This window comes from Cronobacter turicensis, assembly GCF_041222865.1.
In the GTDB taxonomy this organism is placed as follows: domain Bacteria; phylum Pseudomonadota; class Gammaproteobacteria; order Enterobacterales; family Enterobacteriaceae; genus Cronobacter; species Cronobacter turicensis.
Window position 1 is genome coordinate 4,023,539 of sequence record NZ_CP165997.1, and the last position, 25,867, is coordinate 4,049,405.

Genomic DNA, 25,867 nt, shown 5'->3' on the forward strand with positions numbered 1-25,867 from the left:
ATTGTATCACGTCATTCATCGTCTGCCCGGCAGCGCGCCACCGTATCTTCTATCAGGCGGCGCGCCACGGTGCCTGGCGCTGGCAGCAGCGGCAGCTGGTCGTAGCGATACCAGCCCGCATCGATAAGCTCTTTGGTGTCTATCCGGATGTCGCCGCTGTCGTAGTCCGCCGTAAACGCGGTCATTAACGATTGCGGGAACGGCCAGGGCTGAGACGTCACGTAGCGCAGATTCTTCACGCGAATGTTGCTCTCTTCCATCACCTCGCGCGCTACCGCCTGTTCCAGCGTTTCGCCCACTTCCACAAACCCGGCCAGGACGGTGTAAACGCCATTGCGGTGCCGGGTATGCTGCGCCAGCAGGATTTTATCGTCACGCCGGATAGCCACGATGATGCACGGCGCGATTTGCGGGTAGTAACGCTCGCGACAGTGCCCGCAGAGCATCGCCCATTCGGTTTTGCTCGGGTGCATCTCATGACCGCAGTAGCCGCAATATTTATGCGAGCGGTAAAACTCGGCGAGCTGCACGCCCCGTCCTGCCAGCTGAAACAGCCCGGCGTCCTGGTCGATAAGCTGTCGCACCGAGGCCATCTCATCCTCGCGCTTTTGCAGCACCAGCCAGACCGGCGCGTCTTCCCAGATGCCGATTTGCAGCGCCTTTTCGCCCGTAAGACCAAAATCCGCAGCCTGGCCGTAAGGTAATTCTGCTTTTGGCAGCCATAATTTCTGTTCATGGCTGACTATCCACCAGCCATGGTCTAAATTTTCTAATGTACGTTCCATAATTGATTGCACTACCTCTGCTTCACTGGCACGTTATTAACATAGTTCTTACATATTTTGGGTCATTTGCGTTTTTACATCTTATATCTCATGGAGTCGATCATGCTAAACCAGCTAAAAAGTCTGACGGAACGCGTTGGCGGGAGTAATGAATTAGTTGATCGTTGGCTTGGCGCCCGCAACCATCTGTTAGTCACTTATTACAAGATGGTCGGCATCAAACCCGGCAAGGAGCCGATGACTGCGCTTGATGAACAGGCGCTGGACGAATTTTGCCACTGCCTGGTGGATTACCTCTCCGCCGGACATTTCAATATTTATGAACGCGTCATCAGCGAAATGGAAGGCACCAGCCCGCTGGTCGCCGCCACGCAAATCTATCCTCAGCTGGAATCCAACACCCAGCAAATCATGGATTTCTACGACACGCATCTGGAAAGCGCCATCGACCACGATAACTGCCTGGAGTTTCAGGAAGCGCTTTCCGGCATCGGCGAGGCGCTCGCCGCCCGCTTCGCGCTGGAAGATAAACTCATCATGCTGGCTTATGACAACAACCTTGGTCAAAGCGCCAATGATGAAGCAGGTCTCGCCCGACCCGCTTGAGTTCGACAGTATTACCGGGTAGTTTAATCACGTCCCCGCCGCTATAGCGGGGTTTATCTTGTCGGAGTGCCCAGTGCGCGAGCACGGGCTGAGACCGTTAATTCGGGATCCGCGGAACCTGATCAGGTTAATACCTGCGAAGGGAACAAGAGTAATTCCAATTTGCCCCGCTCAGGGTGCTGTTTCGCCCTGAGACCCTCTCCAGGGTGCGCGGGCGCACGCCATTACTCCTCCGTTGTTCTGACAAGCCACTTCCTGACCGTTAACTGGAATGCGCTATGTCTGTATCAAACAAACCTGGCCGCCGCGAACAGCGCGCCGCCGCACAACACTTTATCGACACGCTGGAAGGCACCGCTTTCCCCAATTCTCACCGCATTTATCTTACGGGCTCACGCGAGGATATCCGCGTGCCGATGCGCGAAATCCGCCTGAGTCCGACGCTTGCTGGCGGCAGCAAAGAGAATCCACGCTATGAACCTAACGAGCCGGTGCCGGTTTATGACACCTCGGGCCCTTACGGCGATCCGGCGGTGCGTATCGACGTCCGCGAAGGGCTGGCCAAACTGCGCAGCGCCTGGATAGAGGCACGTAACGACACGGAAACCCTGAATGCGCGCAGCTCAGCCTATACCCGCGAGCGCCTGGCCGATGACGGGCTGGACGAGCTGCGCTTTCGCGGGCTGCTGACGCCAAAGCGCGCAAAGGCGGGCAAGCGCGTTACTCAGTTGCACTACGCGCGCCAGGGCATCGTGACGCCCGAGATGGAATTTATCGCTATGCGCGAAAACATGGGCCGCGAACGCATTCGCACGGCGGTGCTGCGCCAGCAGCATCCGGGCCACGGCTTTGGCGCGCGCCTGCCGGACAACATCACGCCGGAGTTCGTGCGTGACGAAGTCGCCGCCGGGCGCGCCATCATTCCTGCCAATATCAATCACCCGGAATCGGAGCCGATGATTATCGGCCGTAACTTCCTAGTGAAGGTGAACGCCAATATCGGCAACTCGGCGGTGACGTCGTCCATCGAAGAGGAAGTCGAAAAACTGGTCTGGGCCACCCGCTGGGGCGCGGACACGGTGATGGATCTCTCCACCGGGCGCTATATCCACGAAACCCGCGAATGGATCCTGCGCAACAGCCCGGTGCCGATCGGTACGGTGCCGATCTACCAGGCGCTGGAGAAGGCCAACGGGATCGCCGAAGATCTGAGCTGGGAGATGTTTCGCGATACGCTGCTTGAGCAGGCTGAACAGGGCGTCGATTACTTCACCATTCACGCGGGCGTGCTGCTGCGCTATGTGCCGATGACCGCAGGCCGTCTGACGGGCATCGTCTCGCGCGGCGGCTCGATCATGGCCAAATGGTGCCTGTCGCATCATCAGGAGAACTTCCTCTACGACCATTTCCGCGAGATCTGCGAGATCTGCGCCGCCTATGACGTCTCGCTATCGCTTGGCGATGGTCTGCGCCCTGGCTCCATTCAGGACGCCAACGACGAGGCGCAATTCGCCGAACTTCACACGCTCGGCGAGCTGACGAAAATCGCGTGGGAATATGACGTTCAGGTCATGATAGAAGGCCCCGGCCATGTGCCGATGCAGATGATCCGCCGCAACATGACCGAAGAGCTGGAGCACTGTCACGAAGCGCCCTTCTACACGCTCGGGCCGCTCACGACCGATATCGCGCCCGGCTACGATCACTTCACCTCCGGTATCGGCGCGGCGATGATTGGCTGGTTCGGCTGCGCGATGCTCTGCTACGTGACGCCAAAAGAGCATCTCGGCCTGCCGAATAAAGAGGACGTGAAACAGGGGCTCATCACCTACAAGATTGCCGCCCACGCCGCCGATCTCGCTAAAGGACATCCGGGCGCGCAGATCCGCGATAACGCCATGTCCAAAGCGCGCTTTGAATTCCGCTGGGAAGATCAGTTCAATCTGGCGCTCGACCCGTTCACCGCCCGCGCGTACCACGATGAAACGCTGCCGCAGGAGTCCGGTAAAGTCGCGCACTTCTGCTCCATGTGCGGCCCGAAATTCTGCTCGATGAAAATCACCCAGGAGGTGCGCGACTACGCCGCGAAGCAGGCTATCGACGCGGGCATGACGGAAATGTCCCACCGCTTTCAGGCGCGCGGCGGCGATATTTATCTGCGCCAGGAGGAGGTGGAATGATGAAGCCCTTGTTCGCGCCCGTACCGCGCCGCCTCGGGCTTTATCCGGTTGTGGACAGCGTCGGGTGGATAACGCGCTTGCTGGAGGCTGGCGTGCGCACGCTGCAGCTGCGCATTAAAGATAAAAGCGAGGCTGAGGTGGAAGCCGATGTCGCCGCCGCCATTGCGCTGGGGCAGCGCTACCACGCCCGGCTGTTTATCAACGACTACTGGCGTCTTGCGATAAAACATCAGGCGTATGGCGTTCATCTCGGGCAGGAAGATCTGGAAACAGCCGACCCCGACGCCGTCCGCCGCGCTGGCCTGCGGCTTGGCGTCTCCACGCATGACGATATGGAAATCGATGTGGCGCTGGCGGTGCGCCCTTCTTATATCGCGCTCGGCCATGTTTTTCCCACGCAGACTAAACAGATGCCCTCCGCCCCGCAGGGGCTTGCGCAACTGGCCGCGCATGTCGAAAGGCTCGGTGACTATCCGACGGTCGCTATCGGCGGCATCAGTCTTGAGCGCGCGCCCGCGGTGCTGGAAACCGGCGTCGGCAGTATCGCAGTGGTAAGCGCCATCACGCACGCGCCTGACTGGCGCGCCGCCACGCAACGGTTACTTGAACTGGCGGGGGCGGGCGATGAATGACGCCGATTTTATGCGTTACAGCCGCCAGCTGCTGCTGGAGGATATCGCCATTGACGGCCAGCAAAAGCTGCTGGCAAGCCGCGTGTTGATTGTCGGCCTCGGCGGCCTGGGCTCGCCCGCCGCGCTCTATCTGGCGGGCGCGGGCGTGGGCACGCTGTGGCTTGCCGATGACGACGCGGTGCATCTGAGCAATCTTCAGCGCCAGATCCTCTTTGGCGTGAGTGATATCGAACAGCCGAAATCGCGGGCGGCGGCGCGTCGTTTACAGGCGCTCAACCCGGCGATTGAAAGCGTGGCGCTGCATCAGCGGCTGGAAGGCGATGCGTTACGTGAAGCGGTCGAGGGCGTCGATCTGGTGCTGGATTGCAGCGACAACATGACCACCCGGCAAGCCATCAACGCGGCCTGCGTGGCGCACGGCACGCCGCTCATTACCGCCAGCGCGGTCGGCATGGGCGGACAAATCGCCACCTTCGCGCCGCCCTTTGATTACGGCTGCTACCGCTGCCTGTGGCCGGACGACAGCGAGCCTGAGCGCAACTGCCGCACCGCTGGCGTACTCGGCCCGGTGGTCGGCCTGATGGGCACGCTTCAGGCGCTGGAGGCCATCAAGCTGTTGTGCGGCATCACGCCCGGCCACGGCGAGCTGCGCCTCTTTGACGCCCGCGCCAGCCAGTGGCGCACCCTGACGCTCCAGCGCGCGGCGGACTGCCCGGTTTGCGGAGGCGAACATGCGCATTGAACTCAACGATGAAGCCATACAGTGCGTCGAGGGGTTGAGCGCGGCGCGGCTGCTGGCGCAGTTAAAACTCGACAGGCCCGGTACGGCGCTCGCGGTCAATCAGACCATTCTCCCGCGCAGCCAGTGGCCCGACTATACCCTGCAGGAAGGCGACAGCCTGCTGCTGTTTCAGGTTATCGCAGGAGGCTGAGATGTTACGAATCGCGGATAAAACCTTTCAATCACGCTTGTTTACCGGCACCGGTAAGTTCGCGTCGCCGTCGCTGATGCTGGAAGCGATACGCGAAAGCGGCAGCGAGATGGCGACGCTCGCCATGAAACGCGTGGATCTGCTGCGCCGCGACGACGCGCTGCTGGCGCCGTTGCAGGCGTCCGGCGTTGCGCTGTTGCCGAACACGTCCGGCGCCAAAACCGCCGAGGAGGCGATTTTCGCCGCGCAGCTCGCCCGCGAGGCGCTGGGCACTCACTGGATCAAACTGGAGATCCACCCGGACGCGCGCTGGCTGCTGCCGGACCCGATAGAAACGCTGCGGGCGGCGGAAAAACTGGTCGCGCAGGGTTTTGTGGTACTGCCCTATTGCGGCGCGGATCCGGTGCTCTGCAAACGCCTTGAAGAGGCGGGCTGCGCGGCGGTGATGCCGCTGGGCGCGCCGATAGGCTCTAATCAGGGACTTCAGACGCGGGCGCTGCTGGAAATCATCATCGCCCAGGCGAGCGTGCCGGTGGTGGTGGATGCGGGCATCGGCGCGCCCAGCCATGCCGCCGAGGCGCTGGAAATGGGGGCCGATGCGGTGCTGGTGAATACGGCCATCGCCGTGGCGCGCGATCCGGTCGCGATGGCGCGCGCGTTCCGCCTGGCTGTCGAGGCGGGCCGTACCGGGTATGAAGCCGGGCTCGGCGCACGCGCGTTTCAGGCGCAGGCCACCAGCCCGCTCACCGGTTTTCTGGAGGCACAGGCATGAACACTTTTACCGACCGCTGGCGCACGCTGAACTGGGATGATATCCGGCTGCGCATCCACAGCAAAACCGGGCGCGATGTGGAGCGCGCGCTCGCTGCCGCGCATCCCGACAGGGAAGATATGATGGCGCTGCTCTCCCCGGCCGCGCTGGATTATCTCGAACCACTGGCGCAGCGCGCGCAGCAGCTCACCCGCCAGCGCTTTGGCAACACCGTCAGTTTTTATCTCCCGCTCTATCTTTCTAATCTGTGCGCCAACGAATGCACCTATTGCGGCTTCTCCATGAGCAACCGCATCAAACGCAAAACGCTGGATGACGAGGAGATTGCGCGCGAGTGCGCCGCCATTAAAGCGATGGGGTTTGAGCATCTGCTGCTGGTGACGGGTGAGCACCAGAATAAGGTGGGTATGGACTATTTCCGCCGCCACGTTCCAGCGATCCGCCGCCAGTTTGCGTCGCTGCAAATGGAAGTGCAGCCGCTCGGGCAGGCGGAGTATGCCGAACTGAAAGCGCTCGGACTCGACGGCGTGCTGGTTTATCAGGAGACGTATCACGAAGCGGTTTATGCCCGGCACCACCTGCGCGGCAACAAGCAGGATTTCTTCTGGCGGCTGGAGACGCCGGACCGGCTCGGGCGCGCGGGCATCGACCGCATCGGGCTTGGGGCGCTAACCGGGCTGTCTGACTGCTGGCGCACCGATAACTATATGGTGGCGGAGCACTTGCTCTGGCTGCAACAGCGTTACTGGCAGAGCCGCTATTCCGTGGCGTTCCCGCGCCTGCGGCCCTGCGCGGGCGGCATTCAGCCCGCGTCGGTGATGGATGAGCGCCAGCTGGTGCAGCTTATCTGCGCGTTTCGCCTGTTCGCGCCCGAGGCGGAGCTGTCGCTCTCCACCCGTGAATCGCCGCACTTTCGCGATAACGTGGTGCCGATTGCGATCAACGCCGTCAGCGCGTTTTCCCGCACCCAGCCAGGCGGCTACGCCGACGGGCATACCGAGCTGGAACAGTTCGCGCCCCATGACGGACGTCGTCCGGAAGAGGTCGCGGCCAGCCTTATAGAACGAGGGCTGCAACCGGTGTGGAAAGACTGGGACGGGTATCTGGGAAGAAGCGCGCAAAATATCTGAAACCAAACGCAAACCGGGCGATATCTTTCGGCATAGTACGCAAAATGGATTTTTGTCGTTTGAGGGAAAACGCCTGCGGCTTTACTCTGCTCTTGCCGGCCCGGGATGGCTGGCCGGGGCGGTTCCTGATGCTCTCTCTCTGCCGCCCCGCCTCATCACTTTTACCATTAAGCGATAGAAAAGACCTTTGGTAACCGGTTTCCGTTTTTGAGGCTTTCTTTGTGATGGGTAACACACAATCACACCAAAGCGGTTGTTGCGAGCGAAGGTGGGGGATAAATATCAATGAAACAACAGTCACAGAGAGCGGATTATGAAAAATATCGTTTTATGCTGTGCCGCAGGTATGTCCACCAGCATGCTGGTTCAACGGATGAAAGACGCCGCCCAGAAAAAAGGCATCGAGGTGGCTATCAAGGCCGTTCCGGTCGCGGAGTTTAAAGATATTATCGGCACCGCCGACATCGTGCTGCTTGGCCCGCAGGTCAAATATGAACAGCCTAAATTCCAGGAAATCGCCGATCCGCTGGGTAAAAAAGTCGCCGTTATCGACATGATGGATTACGGCATGATGAAAGGCGATGTGGTGCTGGATAAAGCCCTTAAAATGCTGGAGCAATAATTCAATGGAAGATTTAGAGTCGATTATCATGGAGCTGCTGGTCAACGCCGGTAGCGCGCGCAGCCAGGCGCTGACTGCGCTCCAGCTGGCCCGGAAAGGCGATTTCGATGGCGCCGAAAAAGCGATGGAAGAATCCCACGAGTTTGTGAAGCATGCGCATAAAATCCAGACGCAGCTTATCGGGCTCGATGAAGGCAGCGGCAAACTGCCGGTCAACCTTATTACCGTTCACTCTCAGGATCATCTGATGAATGCGATGGTTATCCAGGATCTGGCGGGTGACCTGATCGAGCTTTACCGCCGTCTGCCGCTGGTCAAATAGCGCCTCCAGACGCTGCTGTTATCCCATCATGCCCGGTTTGACCGGGCTTTTTCATCTCCACGCCTCCCTCCTGTTTGCAAGCCGCTAAACCGGGCGGTGTCTTTTATTCACGCTTTATGGCACAACAAGGTTCTCAGATGTCTCAGGCCCGTTAATGTTCATGCAGGTTTTGCCATGCCCTCTATCCCCATTCCGTTGTTGACCCTCGCCATCCTTCTGATGCTGCTGGCGAAAGTCTCGTTATCGGGCAGCCGTCGTGACCAACGGGGCGCGATGTTCCTCGCCGGATGCGCGCTGCTGGTGCTGCTCACCGCGTTGCGCTGGGCGTTCGATTTCCCGGCGTTACGCCAGCTGCAATCATTTGCAGCCATGGCGCTGCCGCCGCTTGCCTGGTACTGCTTTTGCGGGCTCGCCTCTTCGCAGCCGTTACGACGAGTTCTGATGATAGTCGCGCCCGTCGCCGTGGCGCTTCTCGTTAATCTGGCCTTTCCTGCCGCGACAGACTGCGCGCTCGCGGCGCTTTATCTCGGTTATGGCATCGCTCTGCTGCGTACCGCTCACAAGGGATCGGATGCTTTTTCGCGAAGCCGCCTGAGCGATGCGCCGACGGCGGCAAAGCTCGCTTTCGTCTCGGGCGCCTTTCTCTGTTTTTCCGCGCTGACTGACATCGCTATCGCTTTTGATTTCCAGTTTTTTCAGGGCCAGCAGGCGCCGCTGCTGGTCGCCGTGTCGCAGGCAATACTGCTGCCGTTTATGTGCCTCGCCATTTTATGGCCCGCCAGAAAACCAGCGCGGCCTGCGCCTGTCGCCGTACCGGCGCTACCCGCGAGTGACACCGTGAGCGACACCGCGCAGGATGCGCAATGCTGCGCGCGGCTCGAAGAGATGCTGCGCGCGCAGTCGCTTTACCTGAATCCCGATCTCACGCTGGATCTGCTGGCGAGAAAAACCGGCACGCCCGCCCGCCACATTTCAAAGACGGTCAACGCAACGCGCGGCTGTAATGTTTCGCAGTGGATTAACAGCTTTCGCATCGCTCACGCGCAACAGTTGCTGCGCCAGACCCGCGAGCCCGTCACCGCCGTGATGCTGGAATCGGGCTTTAACACGAAATCGAACTTCAATCGCGAGTTCGCGCGGATTGTGGGGATGAGCCCGATGGAATATCGTCGCGCGGCGGCTGATACCCCAGCGCCTGATTCAGGAACGCGCTTATCTGCGCCGTGAGTTGCTGGTGGATTGCCGCGCGACTGAAGCCTGCGCCATCAAGGCACACAATCCCTTCTCCCGGCTCCTGCGCGTCGATAACGGCTGCCGCGCCCGGCTTACAGAGCTGCATAAAGCTAAAGTGCGTAGCACCGGCAACGCTCACGGCACGGACAAGCCTGCCGGGCAGGCCGTGGACCAGATAGCCAGACTCCAGCGCGGCGGGCACATCGTCGCTGTCGGCACTGGCGCTCATCACCAGCACAGGAATTCCCACTTTCGTCAGGCTTTGTGGCGTAAAGCCGCGCGCGAGCCCCAGATCTAACGACACCACGGCCCTGATTCGGCTATCTCGCTGGCTTTCCGCCAGCTTGTGCTCCGCTTCTGGTAAATCGATGCCAAGCGTACGGGCAACCTTGCATCCGCCAAGCTGCAGGCGACTTTCACAGTCAGTCATAAAACGCGATGCGGAGAACCGCCCACCCGCCAGTTCCAGAACCGTCCAGCCACCCAGTGAATGCCCTGCCGCGGCAATACGCTGTTCATCGGGTGTCCCGGTTTTTTCCGGGCTGGCGATAAGCGCATCCAGGACACGGGTCAGATCGTGCGGGCGTTGCCAGAGCGCCTGTGCCTGAGCGGGTTGTTTATTACGGGTCGTGGTGCCCGGATGGTCTACCGCGGCGACGATATACCCCTGCTCTGCCATCGCCTGTGCCAACCAGTTCAGATTGCGCCAGTTGCCGCCAAAACCATGCGAGAGTAACAGTACCGGGTGCGCGCCCGGCGCAGGTGAGGCGTCGCGTTGCGCCTTAACGCCCGTGAATACGATGTTATCGCCTACCGTCTCCGACGGGCGGTTATCGAGCGTGGGATACCAGACGGCGATATCCAGCGGACGCGTTGCAGGCGAGTCGATAGTGAACTGATGGAACCCGATAGCTGCCGACGCGGCGGCGTTTAACAACAGCAGGGTAATAAAGGTGATGAGTCGATACATGGTGATGCTCTCCGTTTACAGGTCACGGATTTGTAGCATCGGGGCGGCGCGCGGGCGTCCTGAAACGCGATCGAGGTCTTTTTAGTGGGTTTCAGGCATAAAAAAACCCGCCGAAGCGGGTTTTTAGTCAGGCTAAGAACGATTACTCGTTGTCGTTGCCGCCCAGACCTGCATTCAACAGTTCTGCCAGGCTTGCAGACGCGTCTTCCGCAGTGACCTGCGGTGCTGCCGGGAGTTCACCCGCAGCGCGACGGCGCATACGATCCTGGTGGTACGCGTAACCGGTACCGGCCGGGATCAGACGACCCACGATAACGTTCTCTTTCAGACCGCGCAGTTCGTCGCGTTTGCCCGCAACGGCTGCTTCGGTCAGCACGCGAGTGGTCTCCTGGAACGAGGCCGCGGAGATGAAGGACTCGGTAGCCAGAGACGCTTTGGTGATACCCAGCAGATCGCGCGAGAAGGTCGCACCGATTTTGCCGTTCGCTTCCAGATCGCGGTTAGCAATCTTGACGCGTGAGTATTCAACCTGCTCGCCTTCCAGGAACTCAGAGCTACCCGCGTTATCGATGGTTGCTTTACGCAGCATCTGACGAACGATAACTTCGATGTGTTTATCGTTAATCTTAACGCCCTGCAGACGGTATACGTCCTGTACTTCGTTAACGATGTAACGGGTCACAGCGTGAACGCCACGCAGACGCAGGATGTCGTGCGGCGCTTCCGGGCCGTCGGAAACCACGTCACCACGTTCTACACGTTCACCTTCGAACACGTTGAGCTGACGCCACTTAGGAATCATCTCTTCGTACGGCTCGCTGCCATCTACTGGGGTGATAACCAGACGGCGTTTACCTTTGGTCTCTTTACCGAAGGAGATGATACCGCTGATTTCAGCCAGGATTGCAGGCTCTTTCGGACGACGTGCTTCGAACAGGTCAGCAACGCGTGGCAGACCACCGGTGATGTCCTTGGTACCGCCGGATTCCTGCGGAATACGCGCCAGGGTGTCACCAGAGCTGATCTGTACGCCATCTTCCAGCTGTACAATCGCTTTACCCGGCAGGAAGTACTGTGCCGGCATGTCGGTACCCGGGATCAGAACGTCGTTACCCTGAGCATCAACGATTTTCAGCGCCGGACGCAGATCTTTACCGCCCGCGGTACGTTCAGCAGAATCCAGAACCACCAGAGAAGACAGACCGGTCAGCTCGTCGGTCTGACGAGTAATGGTCTGGCCGTCGATCATGTCAGTGAAGCGGATGAAACCACTTACTTCGGTGATAACCGGCATGGTGTGTGGATCCCAGTTTGCAACGGTTTCACCGCCGGCAACCTGCTCGCCATCACCTTTCGCCATAACAGCACCGTAAGGCACTTTATAGCTCTCTTTGGTACGACCGAATTCGTCGATCAGTTTCAGCTCGGTGTTACGGGAAGTCACCACCAGCTTACCGCTGGAGTTAACAACCGACTTCGCGTTGCTGAGCTTGATGCTACCTTTGTTTTTCACCTGGATGCTGGATTCAGCAGCCGCACGGGATGCCGCACCACCGATGTGGAACGTACGCATCGTCAGCTGAGTACCCGGCTCACCGATGGACTGTGCCGCGATAACGCCGATGGCTTCACCTTTGTTGATGATGTGGCCACGCGCGAGGTCTCGACCGTAGCAGTGCGCACATACACCAAAGTCGGTGTCACAGGATACAACGGAACGCACTTTCACAGAGTCAACAGAGTTGGCTTCCAGCAGGTCACACCAGTGCTCGTGCAGCAGCGTGTTGCGTGGAACCAGAATATCTGCGGTACCCGGCTTCAGAATGTCTTCCGCGGTAACACGACCCAGTACGCGATCGCGCAGCGGCTCTTTAACATCACCACCCTCGATAACCGGGGTCATGGTGATACCTTCCAGCGTGCCACAATCGTCTTCGGTTACGACCAGATCCTGCGCAACGTCAACCAGACGACGCGTCAGATAACCGGAGTTCGCGGTTTTCAGTGCGGTATCCGCCAGACCCTTACGAGCACCGTGGGTCGAGATGAAGTACTGGAGTACGTTCAGACCTTCACGGAAGTTCGCGGTGATCGGCGTTTCGATGATGGAGCCATCCGGCTTCGCCATCAGACCACGCATACCTGCCAGCTGACGAATCTGTGCTGCAGAACCACGCGCACCGGAGTCGGCCATCATGTAGATGCTGTTGAAGGAAACCTGCTGCTCTTCTACGCCGTCACGGTTAATCACGGTTTCGGTTTGCAGGTTATCCATCATCGCTTTGGATACACGATCGTTCGCCGCAGCCCAGATATCGATAACTTTGTTGTAGCGTTCGCCCGCGGTAACCAGACCAGACTGGAACTGCTCCTGGATCTCAGCAACTTCGGCTTCCGCTTCGGAGATGATCTCGTGTTTCTTCTCCGGGATGACCATGTCGTCGATACCTACGGACGCACCAGAGCGCGCTGCATAGGCAAAACCGGTGTACATGGTCTGGTCAGCAAAGATAACGGTCGGCTTCAGGCCCAGAATGCGGTAACAGGTGTTCAGCATTTTGGAGATTGCTTTCTTACCCAGCGCCTGGTTGACGATGGAGAAAGGCAGACCTTTCGGCACGATCATCCACAGAATCGCACGACCTACGGTAGTGTCGATCAGGCTGGTTTTCGCAACGAATTCGCCGTTTGCATCTTTTTCGTATTCGGTGATACGCACTTTAACGCGCGCATGCAGAGAGGCCAGGCCTGCGCGATAAATACGCTCAGCTTCTTTCGGGCCAGTCAGCACCATGCCTTCGCCTTTGGCGTTAACACAGTCACGGGTCATGTAGTACAGACCCAGTACAACGTCCTGAGACGGAACGATGATTGGTTCGCCGTTCGCCGGAGACAGGATGTTGTTGGTAGACATCATCAGCGCACGCGCTTCGAGCTGGGCTTCCAGCGTCAGCGGTACGTGAACAGCCATCTGGTCACCATCGAAGTCGGCGTTATATGCCGCACAAACCAGCGGGTGCAGCTGGATAGCTTTACCTTCGATCAGTACCGGTTCGAACGCCTGAATACCCAGACGGTGCAGGGTCGGCGCACGGTTCAGCAGTACCGGGTGCTCACGGATAACTTCATCCAGGATATCCCAAACGACCGCTTCTTCACGCTCAACCATTTTCTTGGCGGCTTTGATGGTGGTCGCGAGGCCACGCAGTTCCAGCTTGCCGTAGATGAACGGTTTGAACAGTTCCAGCGCCATTTTCTTCGGCAGGCCGCACTGATGCAGACGCAGGTACGGACCTACGGTAATTACGGAACGACCAGAGTAGTCCACGCGCTTACCGAGCAGGTTCTGACGGAAACGACCCTGCTTACCTTTGATCATGTCGGCAAGGGATTTCAGCGGACGCTTGTTAGAGCCGGTGATCGCACGACCGCGACGGCCGTTATCCAGCAGGGCGTCTACCGCTTCCTGCAGCATACGTTTTTCGTTGCGTACGATGATGTCCGGCGCCGCCAGATCCAGCAGGCGTTTCAAACGGTTGTTACGGTTGATAACGCGACGATACAGATCGTTCAGATCCGACGTTGCGAAACGACCGCCGTCCAGCGGAACCAGCGGACGCAGATCTGGCGGCAGAACCGGCAGAACGGTCAGGATCATCCACTCCGGCTTGTTGCCAGACTGTACGAACGCTTCCAGCAGCTTGATGCGCTTGGTCAGCTTTTTACGCTTGGTTTCGGAGTTGGTTTCGTTCAGCTCTTCGCGCAGCTGCTCGCACTCGGCTTCCAGATCCATGCTTTTCAGCAGAGCCTGAATAGCTTCGGCGCCCATTTTCGCGTCGAATTCGTCACCGAACTCTTCCAGCGCGTCCAGGTACTGCTCTTCAGTCAGGATCTGGCTGCGCTCGAGGTTGGTCATGCCACCCTCGATAACCACGTAAGATTCGAAATACAGTACGCGTTCGATATCGCGCAGCGGCATATCCAGCAGCAAACCGATACGGGACGGCAGTGATTTCAGGAACCAGATGTGCGCGGTCGGGGAAGCCAGTTCGATGTGGCCCATGCGCTCACGACGCACTTTAGTCTGGGTCACTTCAACGCCGCACTTCTCACAAATCACACCGCGGTGTTTCAGGCGCTTGTACTTACCGCACAGGCACTCATAGTCTTTTACCGGCCCAAAGATACGGGCGCAGAACAGACCATCGCGCTCCGGCTTGAAGGTACGGTAGTTAATGGTTTCCGGCTTCTTAACTTCACCGAAAGACCATGAACGGATCATGTCTGGCGAGGCCAGAGCAATTTTGATCGCATCAAACTCTTCGGTTTTAGTTTGCGCTTTCAGAAACTTTAATAAGTCTTTCACGGATTTGCTCCCGTCGGAGTTAGCACAATCTGGCGCCGGGTGTTACCCCGGCACCAGTGACCTGTTTGAGCGAGAGTTACTCGTCTTCCAGTTCGATGTTGATGCCCAGCGAACGAATCTCTTTCAACAGTACGTTGAACGATTCCGGCATGCCCGGTTCCATCTGATGGTTGCCATCCACGATGTTCTTATACATCTTGGTACGGCCGTTCACGTCATCAGACTTAACGGTAAGCATTTCCTGCAGGGTATAGGCGGCGCCATAAGCTTCCAGCGCCCATACTTCCATCTCACCGAAGCGCTGACCACCGAACTGCGCCTTACCACCCAGCGGCTGCTGAGTAACGAGGCTGTAAGAACCGGTGGAACGAGCGTGCATCTTGTCGTCGACCAGGTGGTTCAGTTTCAGCATGTACATGTAACCTACGGTTACCGGACGCTCGAACTGTTCACCCGTACGGCCGTCGAACAGGGTGATCTGACCGGAAGTCGGCAGGTCGCCCAGCTGCAGCAGCTCTTTAATCTCAGCTTCTTTCGCGCCGTCGAATACCGGCGTGGCGAGCGGCATACCTTTACGCAGGTTTTCAGCCAGACGCAGTACTTCTTCGTCGCTGAAGGTGTTCAGGTCAACTTTCTGACGAACATCCTGACCGAGGTCGTAAGCTTTCTGGATGAATTCGCGCAGTTTCGCGACTTCTTCCTGACGCTTCAGCATGGCGTTGATCTTGTCGCCGATACCTTTCGCCGCCATACCCAGGTGGGTTTCCAGGATCTGACCGATGTTCATACGAGACGGTACGCCCAGCGGGTTCAGTACGATGTCTACCGGCGTGCCGTTTTCATCGTAAGGCATATCTTCGATCGGGTTGATCTTGGAGATAACACCTTTGTTACCGTGGCGGCCTGCCATTTTATCGCCCGGCTGGATCTGACGTTTAACGGCCAGATACACCTTAACGATTTTCAGCACGCCCGGCGCCAGATCGTCGCCCTGGGTGATTTTGCGGCGTTTCGCTTCGAGTTTCTTCTCAAACTCGTGCTTCAGTTCGTCGTACTGCTCAGCCAGCTGTTCCAGCTGATTCTGTTTCTCTTCGTCGGTCAGGCCGAGTTCCAGCCAGCGGTCGCGCGGCAGCTTGTCGAGCTTCTCAGCTTCGACGCCGCCTGCGATCAGGACAGCGCGAATACGGCTGAACAGACCCGCTTCGAGGATCTGCAGTTCTTCAGACAGGTCTTTTTTGGCCTGCTTGAGCTGCATTTCTTCGATTTCCAGCGCACGTTTGTCTTTTTCCACGCCATCGCGGGTAAAGACCTGAACGTCGATAACCGTACCGGAAACACCGTTCGGCACACGCAGAGAAGAGTCTTTAACGTCAGACGCTTTCTCACCGAAGATAGCACGCAGCAGTTTCTCTTCCGGCGTCAGCTGGGTTTCACCTTTCGGCGTTACCTTGCCCACCAGAATGTCGCCGCCGGTCACTTCCGCGCCGATGTAGACGATACCGGATTCATCCAGTTTGGAGAGCGCAGCTTCACCCACGTTCGGGATGTCAGCGGTGATCTCTTCCGGCCCCAGCTTGGTATCGCGAGATACGCACGCCAGTTCCTGGATGTGAATCGTAGTGAAACGGTCTTCCTGAACCACACGCTCGGAAACGAGGATGGAGTCTTCGAAGTTGTAGCCGTTCCACGGCATGAACGCTACGCGCATGTTCTGACCGAGCGCCAGTTCACCGAGGTCGGTGGACGGACCGTCTGCCAGCACGTCGCCGCGCTCAACCGGTTCATTCAGAGACACGCACGGCATCTGGTTGATGCAGGTGTTCTGGTTAGAACGGGTGTATTTAGTCAGGTTATAGATGTCGATACCTGCTTCGCCCGGGTACATCTCGTCTTCGTTAACTTTGATAACGATACGGGAGGCATCCACGTACTGAACGGTACCGCCACGTTTCGCCACGGCGGTTACGCCGGAGTCAACGGCAACAGCACGTTCCATACCGGTACCAACCAGCGGCTTATCAGCGCGCAGAGTCGGAACCGCCTGACGTTGCATGTTCGCACCCATCAATGCACGGTTGGCGTCATCGTGTTCAAGGAACGGGATTAGGGACGCACCGACGGAAACCACCTGCTGGGTGGAAACGTCCATATAGTCAACCTGGTCTGCGCTGAAGAGGCTGGATTCGCCTTTGCTGCGGCAGGTGACCAAATCGTCGGCGAAGCGGCCTTCTTCGGTCAGGTTGGTGTTCGCCTGAGCGATAACGTAGTTACCTTCTTCGATAGCGGAGAGGTAATGAATTTCATCGGTAACCACACCGTCGGTAACTTTACGATACGGCGTCTCAAGGAAGCCATATTCGTTAGTCTGTGCGTACACGGACAGGGAATTGATCAGACCGATGTTCGGACCTTCCGGCGTTTCGATAGGACATACGCGACCGTAGTGGGTCGGGTGTACGTCTCGAACTTCGAAGCCTGCGCGCTCACGCGTCAGACCGCCCGGGCCCAGTGCAGAGATACGACGCTTGTGCGTAATCTCAGACAGCGGGTTGTTCTGGTCCATAAACTGAGACAGCTGGCTGGAGCCGAAGAACTCTTTTACCGCAGCGGAGATAGGCTTGGCGTTGATCATATCCTGCGGCATCAGGGTATCCAGATCGCCCAGAGACAGACGTTCTTTTACCGCACGCTCTACACGCACCAGACCAACACGGAACTGGTTTTCCGCCATTTCGCCAACGGAACGGATACGACGGTTGCCGAGGTGGTCGATATCATCCACTTCGCCTTTACCGTTACGGATATCGATGAGCTTCTTCATCACGTCGATGATGTCAGCTTTGCTCAGGATACCGGAACCTTCGATCTCATCACGCAGCAGAGAACGGTTGAACTTCATGCGGCCAACCGCAGACAGATCGTAACGATCTTCAGAGAAGAACAGGTTCTCAAACAGGCTTTCCGCCGCTTCACGCGTCGGCGGCTCGCCAGGACGCATCATGCGGTAGATTTCAACCAGCGCGCTCAGGCGATCGGTCGTCGGGTCGACGCGTACGGTCTCAGACATGTACGGGCCGTGATCGAGGTCGTTGGTGAACAGCGTCTCGATACGTTTGTGACCAGACTGGCTCAGTTTCGCCAGCAGATCCAGGGACAGCTCCATGTTGGCCGGGCAGATCAGCTCGCCAGTGGAAGCATCCACGTAATCTTTCGCCGCCACTTTGCCCGCGATGTATTCCACCGGAACTTCGATGAGTTTGATTTCGTCTTTTTCGAGCTGGCGGATGTGACGCGCAGTGATACGACGGCCTTTTTCTACGTAAATTTTGCCGTTTGCTTCGATATCAAAAGAGGCGGTCTCACCACGCAGGCGTTCCGGAATCAGCTCCATCTGCAGCTTGTTGTCGCGGATTTCGAAAACCACTTTCTCAAAGAACAGGTCAAGGATCTGCTCAGTGGTGTAATCCAGCGCGCGCAGGATGATCGTTGCCGGCAGCTTACGACGACGGTCGATACGGACAAACAGGTTGTCTTTCGGATCGAACTCAAAGTCCAGCCAGGAGCCACGGTAAGGAATGATGCGTGCGTTATACAGCACCTTACCAGAGGAGTGAGTTTTACCCTTGTCGCTGTCAAAGAACACGCCCGGGCTACGGTGCAGCTGAGAAACGATAACGCGCTCAGTACCGTTGATAACAAAGGTACCGTTATCGGTCATGAGCGGAATTTCGCCCATGTAAACTTCTTGCTCTTTGATGTCTTTAACGGTGCCTTCCGGCGCTTCGCGCTCGTAGATCACCAGACGCAGCTTAACGCGCAGCGGTGCCGAATAGGTCACGCCACGGATCTGGCATTCTTTAACATCAAACACCGGTTCGCCAAGACGGTAGCTGACGTATTGCAGTTCCGAATTGCCGCTGTAGCTCTGAATCGGGAATACGGAGCGGAAAGCTGCTTCCAGACCGTACTGACCCTCAGGATCTTGCTCGATAAATTTCTGGAACGAGTCAAGCTGGATAGAAAGGAGATAGGGAACATCCAGAACTTGTGGACGTTTACCAAAATCCTTACGAATACGTTTTTTCTCGGTATAGGAGTAAACCATAGGGTTCCTCAGCTCGCTGACAAGTCGACCCACTCTGTCCATCGAAGGGACAGTTTATGCAACACCATTTTGTTGACCGAAAAGTGGAACACTTTTCGCAATACCTGTTGCTATCACGCTTAAACCATTTCATTGCGATTTACACAGTGCCGAAACGCTGTCGCAGTATATTAAGTCGTCGATAGAAACAAGCATTGACGGGTAACCAGCAGTAAAACAGTGTGAAACGCTACTGGTCCCCTAGCGCAAAAAGGCTGGTGACCAAAAAGTCACCAGCCATCAGCCTGATTTCTCAGGCTGCCACCAGAAGGGTTGGCTTATTTAACTTCAACTTCAGCGCCAGCTTCTTCCAGAGATTTTTTCAGAGCTTCAGCGTCATCTTTGCTCACGCCTTCTTTCAGAGCGGCCGGAGCAGATTCTACCAGGTCTTTAGCTTCTTTCAGACCCAGGCCAGTTGCGCCACGTACTGCTTTGATAACAGCAACTTTGTTAGCGCCAGCGGCTTTCAGAATAACGTCGAATTCAGTTTTCTCTTCAGCAGCTTCAGCAGCCGGGCCAGCAGCAACAGCTACAGCGGCAGCAGCAGAAACACCGAATTTTTCTTCCATTGCAGAAATCAGCTCTACAACGTCCATTACGGACATAGCGGATACTGCTTCAATGATTTGATCTTTAGTGATAGACATTTAATTGTTCCTGAATATCAGAATAAGTTTTGTACGTAAGCAAATACGCGATTACGCAGCTTCTTTCGCATCGCGAACAGCAGCCAGAGTGCGAACCAGTTTGCCAGCAGAGGCTTCTTTCATGGTTGCCATCAGGCGTGCAATTGCTTCTTCGTAAGTCGGCAGAGTTGCCAGGCGGTCGATCTGCGACGCCGGGATCAGCTCGCCTTCAAAGGCAGCGGCTTTAACCTCAAATTTTGCATTCGCTTTCGCGAAATCTTTGAACAGACGAGCAGCAGCGCCCGGGTGTTCCATAGAATATGCAATCAGGGTCGGACCAACAAACGCGTCTTTCAGGCACTCAAACTGAGTACCTTCAACAACACGGCGCAGCAGGGTGTTACGAACAACACGCATGTATACGCCGGCTTCGCGACCTGCTTTACGCAGTTCAGTCATTTTGTCTACAGTAACGCCACGGGAATCCGCAACTACTGCAGACAGCGCGCCTTTGGCTACTTCGCTGACTTCAGCAACAATCGCTTGTTTGTCTTGAAGATTTAAAGCCATTAGCTTTTGCTCCTGGATTTTAGCCGGGACAAGTCCCGGAACTCACTTCACTCAATCGTACGAAAGAGCGTCGAAATACGGTGAGCAGAAACAAGCCAAAGACTACTTAAAAAATATTCTTCAGGTTCTGTCACCGTCTACGCAGGGAATTAAGTCTCTTGCGAAACACCTGCGGTCTTGGACGGAGGCCTGGATAAGGCCAGGCTCCAACCGAAAATCTTTTATGCTCTGCTTAGCAGAACAATGGGCGTAAGATTGTAGACAAATCCGACGCCCACGTAAAGAGACGAATTAGTTCGCCACTGCGCTCAGACCAGACTGGTCTACCGCAACACCTGCGCCCATGGTGGTGGACAGGCTAACTTTCTTGATGTACACGCCTTTAGCAGAAGACGGTTTTGCTTTTTTCAGAGCAACCAGCAGCGCTTCCAGGTTTTCTTTCAGTTTGTCAGCGTCGAAGTCCACTTTACCGATGGTAGTGTGAATGATGCCGTTTTTGTCGTTACGGTAACGAACCTGACCCGCTTTAGCGTTTTTAACCGCTTCAGCAACGTTCGGCGTTACAGTACCCACTTTCGGGTTCGGCATCAGGCCACGCGGACCCAGAACCTGGCCCAGCTGGCCAACAACGCGCATTGCATCCGGGGAAGCAATAACAACGTCAAAGTTCATTTCGCCTTTTTTGATCTGGTCAGCCAGATCTTCCATACCTACCAGCTCTGCGCCAGCTGCTTTAGCAGCTTCAGCGTTCGGGCCTTGGGCAAATACGGCTACGCGAACAGAACGGCCGGTACCGTGCGGCAGTACAGTCGCGCCACGTACGTTCTGGTCAGATTTACGAGCGTCGATGCCAAGGTTAACAGCAACGTCAACGCTTTCTACGAACTTAGCGGTAGCCAGTTCTTTCAGCAGAGTGATGGCTTCGTTGATGTCGTACTGTTTGGTCGCATCAACTTTGTCACGGATCACACGCATGCGCTTGGTCAGTTTAGCCATTTCTTAATCCTCCACTACCAGGCCCATGGAACGTGCAGTACCTTCGATGGAGCGAGTCATCGCTTCTACGTCGGCGCCAGTCATGTCAGCAGCTTTGGTCTGTGCAATTTCCTGCAGCTGAGCGCGGGTAATAGTACCCACTTTGTCTTTGTTCGGCTTACCGGAACCAGACTTGATACCAGCCGCTTTTTTCAGCAGGACAGCTGCCGGCGGGGTTTTGGTAACGAAGGTGAAAGAACGGTCAGCATAAACGGTGATGACAACCGGAATCGGCAGACCTTTTTCCATGGAATCCGTCTTCGCGTTGAACGCTTTACAGAATTCCATGATGTTAACACCCTGCTGACCCAGAGCCGGACCGACCGGCGGGCTCGGGTTAGCCATACCAGCTGCAACCTGCAGCTTAACGTAGGCTTGTACTTTCTTGGCCATGAAAATTTCCTCAGTTGGGTCTAACGCCTCGAAGAGGCTCCCCGTGATTAAAACGTTTTATGGGTTGACCCCATAAAAACAAAAGGCGCGAAATTGTATTCCAATCTCGCGCCCTGTGCAACGGTTAACCGCTGGTTTTTCGAACTCAGATTACGCTTTTTCTACCTGGCCGAAGTCAAGCTCAACCGGGGTAGCACGACCGAAGATAGAAACCGACACTTTCAGGCGGCTCTTCTCGTAATCGACTTCTTCCACCACGCCGTTAAAGTCAGCAAACGGACCGTCGTTAACACGAACCATCTCACCTGGTTCAAACAGCGTTTTCGGACGCGGTTTGTCGCCAACCTGCTGCAGGCGGTTCATAATAGCGTCCACTTCTTTGTCGCTGATTGGCGCAGGACGGTCAGAGGTACCACCGATAAAGCCCATCACGCGAGGCACGCTACGTACCAGGTGCCAACTTGCGTCGTTCATAACCATCTGAACTAACACATAACCGGGGAAGAATTTGCGTTCGCTTTTGCGACGCTGGCCGCCACGGATTTCCACTACCTCTTCGGTAGGAACCATGACTTCGCCAAACAACTCTTCCATGTTGTGTAATTTGATATGCTCGCGCAGCGAGGTAGCTACGCGGCCTTCAAAACCGGAAAACGCCTGAACGACGTACCAGCGCTTTTTAGGTGCTTCAGACATCTCAGAACCTCAGGCCAGTGATAAAGGATACCAGGCGGACCAGAATACCATCCAGCCCCCACAGGATCAGTGACATAACAGCGGTCACTGCAGCCACGATTAATGTGGTGTGCAACGTTTCCTGGCGAGTCGGCCAAATAACCTTACGGACTTCGGTTCTCGCTTCACGGGCAAAGGCGACGGTAGCTTTACCTTTAGTCGTCAACAGCGCGACACCACCCGCTGCAGCAATCAGAATTACTACCGCAAGAGCACGCAGCGGCAGGGTAATCTCACGGTAAAGAAAGTTGCCTACGATAGCTACAATCAGCAGCGCAGCGACAACCAACCACTTCATCACTTCCAGGCCGCGCCCGCTTCCTTGAGCTTCGGTATTCGCACTCATAAACCAACCTGTCATAGTAAATCAGACAAACATTTTTGCCCCGCACAAGCGAGGCAAGCCAGACCGAATTGCTCTTTTTACATTGCGCTTCGGAGTTACGCTATCTGCAGAGCCTGTCTCAGCAATGATTATGTGGAATAAATCACTGATGAGCCAGGTTCTGGGCCGAGAGCGTGCAAAAAGGGCATCAAATGATGCCCTTTTATTGCGCATTGCGTCAAATGTTATCAGCGATTAGCCGAGAACTTTAGCAACCACGCCCGCGCCAACGGTACGGCCGCCTTCGCGGATTGCGAAACGCAGACCGTCGTCCATCGCGATCGGGTGGATCAGGGTGACAACCATTTTAATGTTGTCGCCCGGCATTACCATCTCAACGCCTTCCGGCAGTTCGATGGTACCGGTCACGTCAGTGGTACGGAAGTAGAACTGCGGACGGTAGCCTTTGAAGAACGGAGTGTGACGGCCGCCTTCGTCTTTGGACAGAATGTACACTTCAGATTCGAACTTGGTGTGCGGCTTGATGGAGCCCGGCTTAGCCAGCACCTGACCACGTTCGATTTCTTCACGTTTGATACCACGCAGCAGAACACCTACGTTCTCGCCAGCACGGCCTTCGTCCAGCAGTTTGCGGAACATTTCAACGCCGGTACAGGTGGATTTCGCGGTGTCTTTGATACCCACGATTTCAACTTCTTCACCCACTTTGATGATACCGCGCTCTACACGACCGGTAACAACGGTACCACGACCGGAGATGGAGAATACGTCTTCGATCGGCAGCAGGAACGGCTTGTCAATCGCACGTTCCGGTTCCGGGATGTAGGAATCCAGGAAGCCTGCCAGTTCAATGATTTTTGCTTCCCACTCTGCATCGCCTTCCAGCGCTTTCAGTGCAGAACCACGCACGATCGGCGTGTCGTCGCCCGGGAAATCGTACTGAGACAGCAGCTCGCGCACTTCCATCTCAACCAGTTCCAGCAGCTCTTCGTCATCAACCATGTCGCATTTGTTCAGGAACACGATGATGTACGGAACGCCTACCTGACGACCCAGCAGGATGTGCTCACGGGTCTGCGGCATCGGGCCGTCAGTCGCAGCAACAACCAGGATAGCGCCGTCCATCTGAGCAGCACCGGTGATCATGTTTTTCACATAGTCGGCGTGGCCCGGGCAGTCAACGTGCGCGTAGTGGCGAGTCGGGGTGTCATATTCAACGTGAGAGGTGTTGATGGTGATACCACGAGCTTTTTCTTCCGGCGCGTTATCGATCTGATCGAATGCACGAGCAGAACCACCGTAGGTTTTCGCCAGAACGGTAGTGATGGCAGCGGTCAGCGTTGTTTTACCATGGTCAACGTGGCCGATAGTACCGACGTTAACGTGCGGTTTTGTACGTTCAAACTTTTCTTTAGACATCGATTGTCCCTCTAAGACACGGATAAATCGGTGGTATCACCACATCAACCAGGCGTTTGCCTGAATTTGTTGAATACATCTACAGAAGAGAAACAGGGAGGAGATTGAGAAGTGGTGCTGATAGGCAGATTCGAACTGCCGACCTCACCCTTACCAAGGGTGCGCTCTACCAACTGAGCTATATCAGCACATCCTGGAGCGGGCAGCGGGAATCGAACCCGCATCATCAGCTTGGAAGGCTGAGGTAATAGCCATTATACGATGCCCGCATCCTGAAACTCGGCTACCCAGTTCTTTCTGTACAAAAAAGAAATTCTTTCTTGCTTGAGCTGGCAGGCTTACCGACCAACTCTGGCATCGCTGTTGCGAAGCCAAAAGTGGTGGTGGGGGAAGGATTCGAACCTTCGAAGTCTGTGACGGCAGATTTACAGTCTGCTCCCTTTGGCCGCTCGGGAACCCCACCTGAACTTGATGGTGCCGGCTACCGGAATCGAACTGGTGACCTACTGATTACAAGTCAGTTGCTCTACCTACTGAGCTAAGCCGGCATCAAGTAGCGCGCATTCTAGGAATAGCGGCGCGCGCATGCAACAAAAAAATTGCTTAATCCGCTCTCTTGCTCACATTTTGCGCATTAACGCGCATTTCTGATGCCTTTTCAGCCACTCATGATGAAATAATCCACACCTGCGGGCGGCATCTGAGAGAAAACCAACCAAGACATCATGCTATCGGCCAACCTCAACTCGACATAATCACGTATTGATGCCCTGCCTGCGTCAGCAATATTTTTGATTTATGGCTTGCGGGGAAACGGCGCGACGTCTCTCTTAACGCTTTGTTTTACTCTATGGAAAAGATAACGTCACAGATGCGAACAAGCTTTATACAATTAAAGCTAAGAAGCGTGATGCTTTTCGGAGAAAGGAAAGCGAGGAAGATTTTTTCTTATTATTCCTTTTAATCTGATGTTACCCTCCTGCCCATTGTGAAATTCTCGCTTACCCGGCGTGCCATTAAGCGGTCTAAGATGAAAGCATCACAGCGCTGAGCAAAGGGTTTTCATTTTGTCCTGAATGACAGGCAGAAGCATGCTTATGAGTAATAAAGATCAAACCTTAACGTCCCCTTATCTCCAGTTTAACCGGAGCCAGTGGGCTGCCCTGCGCGATTCAGTGCCGATGACGCTAACCGAAGGCGAAATAGCGCGCCTGAAGGGCATTAACGAAGACCTTTCTCTGGAAGAAGTGGCGGAAATTTATCTGCCGCTGTCGCGCTTGCTCAATTTTTATATTAGCTCTAACTTACGTCGCCAGGCGGTGCTTGAACAATTTCTCGGCACCAATGGCCAGCGCATACCTTATATCATTAGCATAGCGGGTAGCGTGGCGGTCGGTAAAAGTACTACTGCTCGTGTATTGCAGGCATTGTTGAGCCGCTGGCCTGAGCACCGTCGCGTTGAACTGATCACGACCGATGGCTTCCTTCATCCGAACGCTGTTTTAAAAGAACGTAATTTGATGAAGAAGAAAGGCTTTCCGCAGTCGTACGATATGCACCGACTCGTGAAGTTTGTTTCTGACATTAAATCAGGCGTGCCGGACGTCACCGCGCCGGTTTACTCACATTTAATTTATGATGTGATCCCCGACGGCGATAAAGTCGTGAATCAACCCGATATCCTTATTCTTGAAGGGCTCAATGTCCTGCAAAGCGGTATGGATTATCCTCATGACCCGCATCATGTATTTGTTTCCGACTTCGTGGATTTCTCCATTTATGTGGATGCACCAGAAGACTTACTGCAACGCTGGTATATTAACCGCTTTTTGAAATTCCGTGAGGGCGCGTTCACAGACCCTGACTCTTATTTCCATAACTATGCCAAACTGAGTGAAGATGAAGCGATTAATATCGCCACACAGTTATGGGAAGAGATTAACTGGTTGAACCTTAAAGAAAACATTTTGCCTACACGCGAGCGTGCAAGCCTCATAATGACCAAAAGCGCTAACCATGCGGTGGAGTGTGTTCGCTTACGAAAATAGT

Annotated in this window: 22 protein-coding genes, 4 tRNA genes and 1 riboswitch; of the genes, 11 read left to right on the forward strand and 15 right to left on the reverse strand. The window is 56.0% G+C overall.

Annotated elements, in window-relative coordinates:
- Nucleotides 1-11 precede the first annotated feature (11 nt).
- A complete protein-coding gene (gene nudC / locus AB8W27_RS19205; protein ID WP_012814954.1) occupies nt 12-785 on the reverse strand; it encodes an NAD(+) diphosphatase in 774 nt (257 codons plus the stop codon).
- A 102-nt stretch (nt 786-887) separates the two neighbouring features.
- On the opposite strand from nudC, the gene AB8W27_RS19210 reads away from it, so the two are divergent.
- The 10 genes from AB8W27_RS19210 (at nt 888) to AB8W27_RS19255 (ending at nt 9,208) form a co-directional block, all read left to right on the forward strand.
- Nucleotides 888-1,391 (forward strand): Rsd/AlgQ family anti-sigma factor, encoded by a 504-nt coding sequence (locus tag AB8W27_RS19210; protein ID WP_007766582.1) that lies wholly within the window; start codon nt 888-890, stop codon nt 1,389-1,391.
- A 52-nt stretch (nt 1,392-1,443) separates the two neighbouring features.
- A riboswitch (TPP riboswitch) is annotated at nt 1,444-1,553 on the forward strand.
- 116 nt (nt 1,554-1,669) lie between these two features.
- The gene (thiC, locus tag AB8W27_RS19215) at nt 1,670-3,571 is read left to right on the forward strand and encodes a phosphomethylpyrimidine synthase ThiC (protein WP_012814952.1); all 1,902 of its coding nucleotides are present in this window, start codon (nt 1,670-1,672) and stop codon (nt 3,569-3,571) included.
- Nucleotides 3,568-4,203 carry a thiamine phosphate synthase gene (thiE, locus tag AB8W27_RS19220; protein WP_012814951.1) on the forward strand — a complete coding sequence of 212 codons (636 nt, stop codon included), beginning with the start codon at nt 3,568-3,570 and terminating at the stop codon, nt 4,201-4,203. Before thiC ends, thiE begins: the two co-directional genes overlap by 4 nt.
- On the forward strand, nt 4,196-4,945 hold the full coding sequence (locus tag AB8W27_RS19225; protein WP_041923098.1) for a HesA/MoeB/ThiF family protein: 750 nt from the start codon (nt 4,196-4,198) through the stop codon (nt 4,943-4,945). Before thiE ends, AB8W27_RS19225 begins: the two co-directional genes overlap by 8 nt.
- A complete protein-coding gene (gene thiS / locus AB8W27_RS19230) occupies nt 4,935-5,135 on the forward strand; it encodes a sulfur carrier protein ThiS (RefSeq protein WP_012814949.1) in 201 nt (66 codons plus the stop codon). Before AB8W27_RS19225 ends, thiS begins: the two co-directional genes overlap by 11 nt.
- Before the next feature lies 1 nt (nt 5,136).
- On the forward strand, nt 5,137-5,907 hold the full coding sequence (gene thiG / locus AB8W27_RS19235) for a thiazole synthase (RefSeq protein ID WP_012814948.1): 771 nt from the start codon (nt 5,137-5,139) through the stop codon (nt 5,905-5,907).
- On the forward strand, nt 5,904-7,037 hold the full coding sequence (gene thiH / locus AB8W27_RS19240; RefSeq protein WP_012814947.1) for a 2-iminoacetate synthase ThiH: 1,134 nt from the start codon (nt 5,904-5,906) through the stop codon (nt 7,035-7,037). Before thiG ends, thiH begins: the two co-directional genes overlap by 4 nt.
- A gap of 313 nt (nt 7,038-7,350) precedes the next feature.
- On the forward strand, nt 7,351-7,659 hold the full coding sequence (locus AB8W27_RS19245; RefSeq protein WP_007766555.1) for a PTS sugar transporter subunit IIB: 309 nt from the start codon (nt 7,351-7,353) through the stop codon (nt 7,657-7,659).
- Nucleotides 7,660-7,663: 4 nt separating this feature from the next.
- Entirely contained in the window at nt 7,664-7,981 is a 318-nt protein-coding gene (locus AB8W27_RS19250; protein ID WP_007704695.1) for a PTS lactose/cellobiose transporter subunit IIA, read from the forward strand.
- Between the two features lie 174 nt (nt 7,982-8,155).
- Entirely contained in the window at nt 8,156-9,208 is a 1,053-nt protein-coding gene (locus AB8W27_RS19255; RefSeq protein WP_041923097.1) for an AraC family transcriptional regulator, read from the forward strand.
- Here AB8W27_RS19255 and AB8W27_RS19260 read toward each other — a convergent pair.
- The 14 genes from AB8W27_RS19260 to AB8W27_RS19325 all read right to left on the reverse strand — a co-directional run bounded on the left by AB8W27_RS19260 (nt 9,102) and on the right by AB8W27_RS19325 (nt 24,366).
- Nucleotides 9,102-10,184, reverse strand: coding sequence for an alpha/beta fold hydrolase (locus tag AB8W27_RS19260; RefSeq protein ID WP_012814944.1), 1,083 nt, complete (start codon nt 10,182-10,184; stop codon nt 9,102-9,104). The genes AB8W27_RS19255 and AB8W27_RS19260 overlap by 107 nt on opposite strands.
- A 142-nt stretch (nt 10,185-10,326) precedes the next feature.
- Entirely contained in the window at nt 10,327-14,550 is a 4,224-nt protein-coding gene (gene rpoC / locus AB8W27_RS19265; protein ID WP_012814943.1) for a DNA-directed RNA polymerase subunit beta', read from the reverse strand.
- A gap of 76 nt (nt 14,551-14,626) precedes the next feature.
- Nucleotides 14,627-18,655, reverse strand: coding sequence for a DNA-directed RNA polymerase subunit beta (gene rpoB, locus AB8W27_RS19270; RefSeq protein ID WP_041923096.1), 4,029 nt, complete (start codon nt 18,653-18,655; stop codon nt 14,627-14,629).
- A 317-nt stretch (nt 18,656-18,972) separates the two neighbouring features.
- On the reverse strand, nt 18,973-19,341 hold the full coding sequence (rplL, locus tag AB8W27_RS19275; RefSeq protein WP_007727297.1) for a 50S ribosomal protein L7/L12: 369 nt from the start codon (nt 19,339-19,341) through the stop codon (nt 18,973-18,975).
- Nucleotides 19,342-19,392: 51 nt separating this feature from the next.
- Complete coding sequence (gene rplJ, locus AB8W27_RS19280; protein WP_007704673.1) at nt 19,393-19,890, reverse strand: 50S ribosomal protein L10; 498 nt, start codon at nt 19,888-19,890, stop codon at nt 19,393-19,395.
- Nucleotides 19,891-20,181: 291 nt separating this feature from the next.
- Entirely contained in the window at nt 20,182-20,886 is a 705-nt protein-coding gene (gene rplA / locus AB8W27_RS19285; protein WP_007766548.1) for a 50S ribosomal protein L1, read from the reverse strand.
- Between the two features lie 3 nt (nt 20,887-20,889).
- Nucleotides 20,890-21,318, reverse strand: a complete 429-nt coding sequence (gene rplK / locus AB8W27_RS19290) for a 50S ribosomal protein L11 (protein WP_007766545.1) — start codon at nt 21,316-21,318, stop codon at nt 20,890-20,892.
- A gap of 150 nt (nt 21,319-21,468) precedes the next feature.
- Entirely contained in the window at nt 21,469-22,014 is a 546-nt protein-coding gene (nusG, locus tag AB8W27_RS19295; protein WP_007665882.1) for a transcription termination/antitermination protein NusG, read from the reverse strand.
- A gap of 1 nt (nt 22,015) precedes the next feature.
- Nucleotides 22,016-22,399: a preprotein translocase subunit SecE gene (gene secE / locus AB8W27_RS19300; protein ID WP_007727302.1), complete on the reverse strand. Its 384-nt coding sequence runs from the start codon at nt 22,397-22,399 to the stop codon at nt 22,016-22,018.
- 234 nt (nt 22,400-22,633) lie between these two features.
- Nucleotides 22,634-23,818: an elongation factor Tu gene (gene tuf / locus AB8W27_RS19305; RefSeq protein ID WP_175573005.1), complete on the reverse strand. Its 1,185-nt coding sequence runs from the start codon at nt 23,816-23,818 to the stop codon at nt 22,634-22,636.
- A 112-nt stretch (nt 23,819-23,930) separates the two neighbouring features.
- Nucleotides 23,931-24,006, reverse strand: a tRNA-Thr gene (locus AB8W27_RS19310).
- A 6-nt stretch (nt 24,007-24,012) separates the two neighbouring features.
- A tRNA-Gly gene (locus tag AB8W27_RS19315) sits at nt 24,013-24,087 on the reverse strand.
- Between the two features lie 109 nt (nt 24,088-24,196).
- A tRNA-Tyr gene (locus AB8W27_RS19320) sits at nt 24,197-24,281 on the reverse strand.
- Nucleotides 24,282-24,290: 9 nt separating this feature from the next.
- A tRNA-Thr gene (locus AB8W27_RS19325) sits at nt 24,291-24,366 on the reverse strand.
- A 549-nt stretch (nt 24,367-24,915) separates the two neighbouring features.
- On the opposite strand from AB8W27_RS19325, the gene coaA reads away from it, so the two are divergent.
- The gene (gene coaA, locus AB8W27_RS19330) at nt 24,916-25,866 is read left to right on the forward strand and encodes a type I pantothenate kinase (RefSeq protein WP_282899887.1); all 951 of its coding nucleotides are present in this window, start codon (nt 24,916-24,918) and stop codon (nt 25,864-25,866) included.
- The last annotated feature ends 1 nt before the right edge of the window (nt 25,867 follow it).